Below are 10,933 nucleotides of genomic sequence, written 5' to 3' on the forward strand. Positions count from 1 at the left end.
CACCCGGTCTTCGGCGGGCTGCTGCGGGCGCGGTGCGACCTCACCGCCGCGTCCAGCGCCGCGGAATGCCTGCGGATCGTCGGTGAGCACGACGGGCGCGGATGGGTACTCGGCGGTGGTTGGGATCCCGCGCTCTTCCCGGGAGGTGCGCCGACCGCGACAGCCCTCGACGCTGTGACGGGAGGGCGTCCTGCGTATCTGGTGAACCGTGACCACCACAGCGTCTGGGTGAACACCGAAGCGCTCCGGCTCGCCGGAGTGGACCGGGGCACTCCCGACCCGGTTGACGGCTGGATCGAACGCGACGCCGACGACCGTCCTTCCGGGACGTTGCACGAGGGGGCCGCGGACCTCGTCGCGCGCGTCCTGCCGGAACCCGACCCGCCGGAGTACACGGCGGCGCTGCTGGACGCTCAGCGGCTGATGCACGCGCACGGGGTCGTCGGGTGGCAGGACGCGATCGTCGGGGAATACCTCGGCTACGCGGACACCTTGGGCACCTATCGCGATCTCGACCGGCGCGGGATGCTCACTGCACGCGTCCAGGGAGCACTGTGGTGGGATCGCCGCCGCGGCATCGAGCAGGTTCCGGATCTCGTCGAGCGCCGCCGTCTTGGTCGGGGTGACCGTTTTCGCGCGGAGCACGTGAAGATCATGGGTGACGGAGTCTGCGAGAACCTCACCGCGTCGATGGTCCAGCCGTATGTGGGCGCGCACGGCTGCGGGCTGTCGTATCTGTCCGCAGAGGACCTGCGAAGCGCACTCGCGCATTTGGACGCTGCACGGTTCTCCACGCATTTCCACGCTGTCGGCGACAGGGCCGTCCGCGACGCACTGGACGCCGTGGGGGCTGCACGTGCCGCGCACGGTCCCATGGGCCTGCGCCACCAGATCGCTCACGTGCAGGTGGTGCGCGATGAGGACATCGGCCGGTTCCGGGAGCTGGACGTCACCGCGAACCTCCAGGCCGCCTGGGCGATCAACGACGCGGCGATGACCGAGCTGACCATTCCGCGGCTCGGGGCGGCGCGTTCCGGGCGTCAATACCCGTTCCGGTCGCTGCTCGACTCCGGTGCGCCGCTGGCGGCGGGCAGCGACTGGCCGGTGTCCGAGATCGACCCGCTCGCGGCGGTGCACGCGGCGGTCAACCGGACCGTTCCGGCAGCGGCGGCCGAACCTTTCCAGCCGGAGCAGGCCATCGGGCTCACCGACGCGCTGGCGGCGCACACGCGCGGGGCCGCGCGCGCGAACGGATTCGCGCACGAGACCGGGTCGCTGGAGATCGGCAAGGCCGCCGACTTGGTCGTGCTGGACCGCGATCTGCTCCGCGTACCGCCGGATGAGATCGGACGCGCGCGCGTAGACCTCACCGCCGTGGACGGTGTCGTCGTGCACGACCGGCTCGGCTGAGCGCGCCGGCATCTCCCGTCGGCGTCATCGAGATCCGCGCTGTCCCACAAGATCAGCCGAGCGCTCGATACACCCGGACGCCGAGGTCGGCGAAGTGGTCGTAGACCGCGCTTCGCCCGCTGCCGCGGGAGGAGAACTCGTCGGTGAGCTCGTCGACGAGCACCGCGACCACCGCGCGCGGACGATCGTCGCCGATCAACGCCACGTCGTGCCGCGCGCCCCTGATCTCGCCGGTCTTGTTCCAGCACCGCGCGGAGGCGGGCAGCAACGCCGGTAGCCGGTCCCGGACCTGCTGGCGAGCCAGCACTCCCAACGCGTGCCGGGTGAGCTCCGGCGGCAACGCGCGCTCGGTCGCCAGCCGGTCCAGAACGCGCGCTTGATCCAGCGCGCAGGTCGTGTTGCGGCCAGGGGCGTGCACGTCCATCAAGCGGCGTTCGACGCGAGTGCGCTCGCAGCCGAGTTCAGCGGTGCACTCGGCGATCGCGTCGAAACCGATGATGTCGATGACGGCGTTGGTCGCTGCGTTGTCGCTGACCACGATCATCAGCGTGATCAGGTCCGCCAGCGCTACGCGGTGCACGCTGGGCAGTTCGCGCAGCACTCCGAAGCCTCCGGTCCGCTCGGCGGGCAACGCGACCGAGGTGTCCAGCGCGACGCGGCCGGCGTGCGCCTCGCGGAGCGCGGTGATCATGATCAGCACCTTGATCGTGCTGGCCGGGTGCACCTCGCGGTTCGCGCCGAGCAGCACCGGTTCCCGCTCTTGCAGGTCCCACGCGGCGAAGTTGACTTGCCCGGGAAAGGTCTCCCACGCCTGCTGCAGCGACGCACCCAGCCGTTCCGCGAAAGTCACCTTCGGCCCCTTTCCGCTACAAGGTCCCCAGCACGGCGTGCGCGGCGGCCGCGTCCTGCACCGCGACTCCCACGCTGTTGTAGAAGATGACCTGTTCTTCGTCGGTGCGCCCGGCGCGGCGGCCGGTGAGCACGTCGCCGAGCGAATGCAGCTCCTCGACCGACACCGCGCCTTGCTCCAGCGCCGCGATGATCGGGCCGGCGTGCCCGGCTGCGGTTTCGACGTCGTCCACGACGACCGGTGCCGCCTGGCGCACCAGCGCGGGCGCGACTTCCCTGCGGTGCGGTTCGAAACCGCCTACCGAGATCACGGTGGTGCCGGGGTCGACCGGGCCGAGCACCGGATCGGTGCTGAGGGTGCAGGTCGCGACCAGCGCGGCGCCGCGCACGGCAGCCTCCGGCGAGTCCGCGGGGCGCACGTCGACGTCCAGTTCGGCATCGAGCTCCCGCGCGGCGGCTTCCCGGCGACCCCGGTTGCGGCTGTAGAGCCGCACCGCGCGCAGCTCGCGGACTCGAGCGAACGCGCGGACGTGCGCCCGCGCCTGCACCCCCGAGCCCAGCACCGCCAACTCGTCGGCACCGCGCGGTGCGAGCGCGTCGACCGCGACGGCGCTGCCCGCGGCGGTGCGCAGTTCGGTGAGCGCGGTACCCGCGAGCGTCGCCCGCAGCCGACCGGTCGCTGCGTCCAAGACCAGCACGGTGGCGCTGATCGCGGGAAGCCCGAGCGAGCCGTTGCCGGGATGCACGGCGACGAGCTTGCTGACCGCGCCGTGGTCCGGTGACAGCGTGCTGAGGTAGCCGAGCGCGGTGTTCGCGCCGACGCCGAGCGCGACCTTCTCCGCCATCCGCGCTCGCCCGTCGCTGAGCGCCCGGAACGCGGTGCGCTGCGACGCGATCGCGGTGTCCGGGTCCAGAGCGGCCCGGACGTCTTCGTCGGTCCACGTCTCGGGCGGGTTCGTCATCCGGTCCTCCTCGCCGCGCACATCCGGAAACTGCCACAGCCGGAGCGGGTCGCGACAGCGGCCGGGAGCCGGACCAAGCAGCGCTGTCGCTCAGAAAGTTGGGAAATCACTCTTCTGGTGCTCGATGGTCGAACGCCTGAACGGTTACGGTGGGTATCGCGCTTGATCGCGCAGTGCGATCGTCCAGATCGAACAGCCAGGCCGATTCCCCGGATCGATCAGCCGAATCCGGCGGCCGATCGCGGAACCGAGCGGCCCGCGACCGCAGCACGCAACCCCGAGGAACACGCAACCCCGAGGAAGAGGTGGACCCGTGGAGTCGACGACCTTGAGTTCGGTGATCGGCACCGGCACCCGCGACGCGGCACCGGACCCGCAGGGCGAGGTGTACCGCTCGCGCAATCCCGCGCATCTGGACGACGTGGTGGCAGAGGTCCACCTCGGCGGTGCCTCCGCGCTGCACTCGGCTGCGCGGGCCGCGCGCACCGCGCAGCGGGAGTGGGCGCGCGTACCGGCGCCGGTGCGCGGCAGAGCGGTCGCGGAGCTGGGCAGGCTCGTGGAGGCCAACAAGGACTCGCTCGCCAGGCTGGTCACCAGGGAGATCGGCAAGCCCTACGCCGAAGCGCTCGGCGAGGTCCAGGAGATCGTGGACACCTGCGACTTCTTCCTCGGTGAGGGGCGCAGGCTCTACGGGCAGACGGTGCCATCGGAGATGCCGGACAAGCAGCTGTTCACCTTCCGGGTGCCGGTCGGCGTGGTCGCGGTGATCACCGCGGGCAACTTCCCGGTCGCGGTGCCGTCCTGGTACCTGGTCCCGGCGTTGCTCTGCGGCAACGCGGTGGTGTGGAAACCGGCCGAATACGCCGCTGCGGCGGCGCGCGCGGTGGCCGAGCTGGCGTGGCGCGCCGGTGTGCCGCAGGGCGTGCTCAACCTCGTCTACGCCGATGGCGAGTCGACCTTCAGCGGACTGGAATCGGCGTTGGAAGACGGCCTGGTGGACAAGGTGGGGTTCACCGGGTCCACCGCGGTCGGTTCCCGGGTCGGCGAACTGTGCGGGCGCCACCGGCAGAGCCCGTGCCTGGAACTCGGCGGCAAGAACCCGATGGTCGTCGCCGCGGACGCGGATCTGGACCTCGCGGTGGAGGGCGCGCTGTTCTCCGGCTGGGGAACCGCCGGGCAGCGCTGCACCTCGCTGGGCAATCTGATCGTGCACCGGGACGTGCACGAGGAGTTCGTCGGGCGGCTGGACCAAGCGCTGCGCGCGGCGGCGATCGGGGATCCCGGCGGGGACGTGCTCTACGGCCCGATGCTGGACGAGCGCTTCGCCGCGGGCTTCGAATCCGCGTTGGAGACGATCGCCGATCACCACAAGGTGCTCGGTTCGGACGCGGTCGGCCGGATCGGATCGTCCGCGCCCCGCACGGGCTTTCGCGGTGATCCGGAGTCCGGGCTGTACTACCACCCGGTGCTGCTGGACGGGTTGCGCCCGGACGACCACGTCTTCACCCACGAGACCTTCGGGCCGATCGTCGGGGTGAGCACCTTCAGCGACCTCGACGAGGCGATCGAACTCGGCGACGCACCCGGTTACGGGCTCTCCGCCGCCGTCTACACCAGCGATCCCGCCACGGCCTTCCGCTTCCGGCAGGGCACTCGCGCGGGCATGGTCAGCGTGAACAACTCGACCTCCGGCGCGGAAGCGCACCTGCCGTTCGGCGGCAACGGCCGGTCCGGCAACGGCAGTCGCCAATCCGGCATCTGGGTGCTGGACCAGTTCACCCGCTGGCAATCGCTCAACTGGGACTTCTCCGGGAAGCTGCAGAAGGCCCAGATGGACGTGGACACCATCGAGCCGGACCGCGGCTACCGGCTGCCGCCCGAGCTGGGCGGGACGCCGTGAACCCGCCCGCCACGGCCGACGTCGTGGTGATCGGTGGCGGGGCGATCGGCGCATCGGCGGCCTTCCACCTGGCCGAAGCCGGTATGGACGTCGTCCTGCTGGACCGCGGCGAGCTCGGCGGTGGCAGCACCTGCAAGGCGGCGGGCGGAGTGCGGGCGCAGTTCTCCGACCCGGTCAACATCGCGCTCGGCGCGCGGAGCCTGCGGGCCTTCGAGCAGTTCGGTGAGCGTCCCGGAGCGGAGATCGACCTGCGCCAGCACGGCTACCTGTTCCTGCTTTCCGCACCTGCGGACGTCACGGCGTTCGAGGACGGCGTGCGGTTGCAGAACGAGCTAGGGGTGCCCAGCCGGATGCTCACCGCTGCCGAGGCGGCCGAGCTCACGCCCATGGTGTCCGTGCAGGACGTGCTCGCCGCCGCCTACTCCCCCACCGACGGCCATTGCACGCCGGAGGCCGTGGTGCACGGCTACGCCGCCGGTATCCGCAGGCACGGCGGGACCGTGCTCCCGCACTGCGCGGTGACCGGCATCGACACCGCAGGCGAGGCGGTCACCGGGGTGCGCACGGACTCCGGTGTCATCGCGACCTCCACCGCGCTCTGCGCGGCCGGAGCGTGGTCTTCGGCGGTGGCCGCGATGGCGGGGGTCGAACTGCCGGTACGGCCGCTGCGGCGGCAGATCGTGGTCACCGAGCCGATCCGGGACCTGCCGGGCCGGTTGCCGTTCACCATCGACTTCGGCACCGGTTTCTACTTCCACGAGGAAGGCCCCGGGCTGCTGATGGGAATGCCCGATCCCGCCGACAGCTCGGATCCGCATCCGGACGACAGCTGGCTGGAGCTGCTGGCCGAGACCGTCGCGCACCGCGCGCCCCGGTTCTCGACCGCGGGCGCGGCGCACCGGTGGGCCGGCCTGTACGAGATCACGCCCGACCACAACGCCCTCGTCGGGCAGGCCGGCCAGGTGCGGGGCCTGTGGTACGCCACCGGTTTCTCCGGGCATGGCTTCCTGCAGAGCCCGGCGATCGGCGAAGTGCTGCGGGACCTCGTCCTCGGCCGCACACCGCCGGTCGACGTCGGTGCTCTCGACGTGGCGCGCTTCGACCGCGCCGGGCACCGCCCCGAACGGAACCTCGTCTGAACACCGAGCCGGACACCGGGCGACCGGTCGGCGGCGATGGAGGCAGTTGTGAACGACCTGTTGCAGTCCATGGACCAGTGGGGTCCGGAGAAGATCGTCTGCGTTTCCGATGCCCGCACCGGGATGCGCGGCGTGCTGGTGGTGGACAACACCGCGCGCGGCACCGGCAAGGGCGGCATCCGGATGAGCCCCGGTGTCACGGTCGGCGAGATCGCCAAGCTGGCCAGGGTGATGACGTGGAAGTGGGCCGCCGCCGACCTCTTCCACGGTGGCGCCAAGGCGGGCATCGCGGCCGATCCCGCCGCACCGGACAAGGAACGGGTGGTGCGGGCGTTCGCGCGCAGGCTGGCCGACCAGGTTCCGGCCAGTTACGTCGCCGGTCTGGACATGGGCATGACCGAGCACGACGCGGCGATCATCCAGGACGAGCTCGGCGACCGCGGCGCGGCCGTCGGGGTGCCGGAGGAACTGGGCGGCGTCCCGTACGACGAGCTCGGCGTCACCGGCCACGGGGTGGCGGCCTCGATCGCAAGCGCGCTGGAACTGCGGGGCCGTTCGCTCGACGGGGTCCGCGTCGCGGTGCAGGGGTTCGGCGCTGTCGGCGCCGCCGCAGCCCGCCGGTTGCACGAGCTCGGGGCGCGGATCGTCGCGCTGTCCACGGCGCAGGGCGCCGTGCACGATCCGGATGGCCTGGATGTGCCGTGGTGGCTCGCCGCGCGCGCCGAACGGGGCGATGCGTGCGTGCACGCCGCTACCTCCGCGCAGCGGCTCGGCCGCGGCGACGAGCTGCTGGTGGACTGCGACGTGCTGGTGCCCGCTGCGCAGCAGGACGTGATCGGCGAACAGGTCGCAGCCGGAGTGCGCGCCGAGTTGATCGTCGAGGGCGCGAACCTGCCGACCACGACCGGCGCCCGCGCGTTGCTGGCCGCGCGGGGTGTCCAGGTGGTGCCGGATTTCATCGCGAACGCGGGCGGTGCGATCGCCGCCGGGTTCGCCATGGACGCGCGCCGCTCGGCGTTCCGGCCGGAACCGGCGCGAATACTGCACGAGGTCGCCGAGCGGTGCCGGGCGAACACCGCTCTCGTGCTGCGCACCGCTGCGCAGCGGCGGATCGAGCCGCACCACGCGGCGCTGGAACTGGCTCAGCACCGGGTGCGCACGGCTATGGAACTGCGCGGGCGACTGCCGCGGGTCGACGCCGAACCGGTCGGCGCCTGCGGGTGATCGGCGATGCTCAACCCCATCCACCTGCGAACCTTGCAGGAGTGCGTGCGCACCGGATCGTTCGCCGAAGCGGGCCGGACACTCGGCTACACCGCATCGGCGGTGTCCCAGCAGATGGCGCTGCTGGAACGTGCCGTCGGAGCACCGCTTTTCGAGCGCTCCGCGCGCAGCACCCGCAGCACCACGCTGGCGATGCGCTTGGCCGAACGCAGCCGTGACGCGCTGGGCGCGTTGGACGCCTTGGAACGTGAAGTCCACGCCATGGTCAGCGGCGACGAGGGCAGTCTGCGGCTGGCCGGGTTCGCCACCGCCAACGCGCGAATCCTGCCGTCCGTGCTGGCCGCGGTGATCGCGCGGCGCCCGAGCGCGGAGCTGCAGCTCGACGAGGGCGAGCCGGACGAAGTCTTGGACGGAGTGCTGGACGGAGTGCTGGATGCCGCGGTCGTCTTCGAGTACGACCTGGATCCCCGGAAATGGCCGTCGGACCTGCGCGCCGACGACGTGCTCGCCGAGCCGCTGCGGCTGGCGCTGCCCGCATCCCACCGGCTGGCCGATTCCCCGGAGGTCGCTCTGGAGGAACTGGCCGAGGAGTCCTGGATCTGCACCCGCAAGGACACCGCGGGTGCGCGGTCGCTGGTGCGGCTGGCCGCGGCCAGCGGGTTCGTCCCCCGGATCACCTTCCGCAGCAACGACTACTCGGTGATCCGCGATCTGGTGGCGCGCGGGCTCGGGGTCGCCGTGCTGCCGGGGCTCGCGCCCAGCGGTGGCGGGGTTCGGCTCGCCCGGATCGCCGGTCGGCAACCGTATCGGCGGGTGCGGACGCTGTATCGCAAGCAGAACACGAACCCGCTGCTGCCGATCGCACTGGACTGCTTGACGCGAGCCGGGTCGGAACTCGCGGTGCTGTGGAAATCGGACTTCGAGCACCCGCCCCGGGGCAGCAGGGACCGGACATCCGGTTCCGGTCCGGGTCCGGCAGCACCCGCACCGCCGGCCCGCGAGAACGGCACCGAGCACGACGCGGTGCACACCGATCGAGCAATCACCCCGGAGGAGAACGAGCCGACGTCCGGGCGCATCGAAGCGGAGCGATCATGACCCAGCAACCCGCCAGGTCCGAGCCGATCGACGACCACTTCCGGTCCGCTGTGGCCGGATGCGGCACCGCCGATTCCTCGACAGCGGCCCGGTATCCGGCCGCGGCGCGCCAGGAACTGCTGGAGCTGTTCGACGCGCAGTGCGGCAGCAGGCACCTGGACTTCGCAGCTCGGGAACTGGGGCACCGCAAGCTCGGCTACTACAGCATCGGCTCGGCCGGGCACGAGTCGAACGCGGCGGTCGCCGCGTCGTTGCGCCCGACGGACCCCGCGCTGCTGCACTACCGGTCCGGCGCGTTCTACCTGCGGCGGGCGAGCCAAGTGCCGGGACAGGACCCGCTGCGGGACGTACTGCTCGGCGTGGTCGCTTCCGCCGAAGAGCCGATTTCCGCGGGACGGCACAAGGTCTTCGGTCACGGCGATCTCGGGATCATCCCGCAGACCTCGACGATCGCCTCGCACCTGCCGCGCGCGATGGGGCTGGCGTTCTCGCTGGCGCGCGCCGAACAACTCGGCGTTTGCGCCGAGTGGCCCGCGGATTCGGTGGTGCTGTGCAGCTTCGGCGATGCCTCGATGAACCACTCCACCGCCCTCGGGGCGATCAACTCGGCGCTGCACTGCGCCCACCAAGGGCTACCGATGCCCTTGCTGCTGGTGTGCGAGGACAACGGGCTCGGCATCAGCGTCCGCACTCCGCACGACTGGGTGGAGTCCGCGCACTCCGGCAGACCGGGACTACGTTACTCCACAGTGGACGGTGACGATCCGGAGCAGTGCCTGCGGGTCGCCGCCGAGACGGCGGATTGGGTGCGCGAACATCGCCGGCCCGCGTTGCTGCACCTGCGCACGGTGCGGCTGATGGGGCATGCGGGGTCCGATGTGGAGTCCGCCTACCGCTCCCGTGCCGAGATCGTGGCCGAGCACGCGCGGGACCCACTGCTCGCCACCGCGAAAACCTTGGTGCGGCAACAAGTTCTCTCCGCCGAGCAGGTGCTGGAGCGTTACGAGCAGAAGCGGGCCGAGGTGGCGCGCATCGCCGAACAGGCGCTGTCCCGGCCGAAACTCGCCGACAGCCGGGACGTCATGGCAACGATCGCCTCCGAGCACCCGGAAGCCGTCCGGGACCGGGTCCGCCGTGGACCGACCGAGCAGGCGACGGTTCCGGACCGGGGGCTGACCCTCGCGGAGTCGATCAATCACGGGCTGGCGGCGGCGTTGGCGGGCGATCCCGGTGTGCTGGTGTTCGGTGAGGACGTCGCGGGCAAGGGCGGCGTGTACGGGGTGACCCGCGGTCTGCGCCGCAGGTTCGGGGGCCTGCGGGTGTTCGACACGGTGCTCGACGAGCAGAGCGTGCTGGGGACCACGCTCGGGGCCGGAACGGCCGGCCTGCTGCCCATTCCGGAGATCCAATACCTGGCGTACCTGCACAACGCCGCCGATCAGCTGCGGGGTGAGGCCGCGACGCTGGGGTTCTTCTCGGACGGCCGCTTCCGGAACCCGATGGTGGTGCGCATCGCCGGCTACGCCTTCCAGAAAGGTTTCGGCGGGCACTTCCACAACGACAATTCCGTCGCCGCGCTGCGCGACATCCCCGGCCTGGTGGTCGCCTCCCCGGCCAGCCCGGACGATGCCGCCGCCATGCTGCGCACCTGCGTAGCAGCCGCCCACGAGGATGGACGGGTATGCGTGTTCCTGGAACCGATCGCGCTGTACCACGAGCGGGACCTGCATGAGACCGGGGACGAAGGATGGCTGGCGCGCTACCCCGATCCGGTCGGCGGACACGTACCGATCGGGCGGGCGCGCACCTACGGGAACGGGACCGACCTGACGCTGGTCACCTTCGGCAACGGGCTACCGCGTTGCCTCCGGGTCGCGCGGCGGTTGCAGCGCGAAGGGGCCGGGGTTCGCGTGCTGGACCTGCGGTGGCTGAGCCCGCTACCCACCGAGGACCTGCTGGCGGCGGCGCGTGCGACCGGGTCGGTGCTGGTGGCCGACGAGACGCGGCGCAGCGGCGGGGTGTCCGAACCGGTCGTGACCGCTCTCGCGGACGCGGGTTTCGCCGGCAGGATCGCGCGGGTCACCAGCGAGGACAGTTTCATCCCGCTCGGCGACGCCGCGTACCACGTGCTGTTGGACGAGCAGGACATCGAGGACACCGCGCGGAAGCTGCTGGCGGGAACGTCCGACGCCGCCACGGGAGACGGCACCCGCCCGACCCGCGACGGGTGATCGCCGCGGCCCTGACCGAAGATTCCGGCCCTCGGACCGCGGCGGAGGCCGTCCGGGCGAAAGGGCCGACGGCGCACTCCCCTGCGCCGCCGGCACCGCCATGCTAGGCGCGGAACCGCC

At 71.7% G+C, this 10,933-nt stretch carries 8 protein-coding genes; 6 read left to right on the forward strand and 2 right to left on the reverse strand.

What is annotated here, in order from left to right; genetic code table 11:
• Positions 1-1,410, forward strand: a 1,410-nt coding sequence (locus IJH84_RS27775) for an amidohydrolase (RefSeq protein WP_295150857.1), incomplete at its 5' end; no start/stop codon positions are given.
• 52 nt (positions 1,411-1,462) lie between these two features.
• Here IJH84_RS27775 and IJH84_RS27780 read toward each other — a convergent pair.
• Together IJH84_RS27780 and IJH84_RS27785 are read right to left on the reverse strand one after the other, a co-directional pair.
• Positions 1,463-2,260, reverse strand: a complete 798-nt coding sequence (locus IJH84_RS27780; RefSeq protein ID WP_295150859.1) for a serine hydrolase — start codon at positions 2,258-2,260, stop codon at positions 1,463-1,465.
• Positions 2,261-2,276: 16 nt separating this feature from the next.
• A complete protein-coding gene (locus IJH84_RS27785) occupies positions 2,277-3,221 on the reverse strand; it encodes an ornithine cyclodeaminase family protein (protein ID WP_295150862.1) in 945 nt (314 codons plus the stop codon).
• Positions 3,222-3,534: 313 nt separating this feature from the next.
• Between IJH84_RS27785 and IJH84_RS27790 the strand changes: the two genes are divergently transcribed.
• From IJH84_RS27790 to IJH84_RS27810, 5 genes are read left to right on the forward strand one after another with little or no spacing between them, the layout of a single operon-like run.
• The gene (locus IJH84_RS27790) at positions 3,535-5,121 is read left to right on the forward strand and encodes an aldehyde dehydrogenase family protein (protein ID WP_295150864.1); all 1,587 of its coding nucleotides are present in this window, start codon (positions 3,535-3,537) and stop codon (positions 5,119-5,121) included.
• Complete coding sequence (locus IJH84_RS27795) at positions 5,118-6,260, forward strand: FAD-binding oxidoreductase (protein ID WP_295150866.1); 1,143 nt, start codon at positions 5,118-5,120, stop codon at positions 6,258-6,260. Before IJH84_RS27790 ends, IJH84_RS27795 begins: the two co-directional genes overlap by 4 nt.
• A gap of 48 nt (positions 6,261-6,308) precedes the next feature.
• Positions 6,309-7,484 carry a Glu/Leu/Phe/Val dehydrogenase dimerization domain-containing protein gene (locus IJH84_RS27800; protein WP_295150868.1) on the forward strand — a complete coding sequence of 392 codons (1,176 nt, stop codon included), beginning with the start codon at positions 6,309-6,311 and terminating at the stop codon, positions 7,482-7,484.
• A 6-nt stretch (positions 7,485-7,490) separates the two neighbouring features.
• Positions 7,491-8,582, forward strand: a complete 1,092-nt coding sequence (locus IJH84_RS27805) for a LysR family transcriptional regulator (RefSeq protein WP_295150871.1) — start codon at positions 7,491-7,493, stop codon at positions 8,580-8,582.
• On the forward strand, positions 8,579-10,813 hold the full coding sequence (locus IJH84_RS27810) for a thiamine pyrophosphate-dependent enzyme (protein ID WP_295150873.1): 2,235 nt from the start codon (positions 8,579-8,581) through the stop codon (positions 10,811-10,813). Before IJH84_RS27805 ends, IJH84_RS27810 begins: the two co-directional genes overlap by 4 nt.
• The last annotated feature ends 120 nt before the right edge of the window (positions 10,814-10,933 follow it).

The organism is Saccharopolyspora sp. (genome assembly GCF_017434145.1).
GTDB classification, from domain to species: domain Bacteria; phylum Actinomycetota; class Actinomycetes; order Mycobacteriales; family Pseudonocardiaceae; genus Saccharopolyspora_C; species Saccharopolyspora_C galaxeae.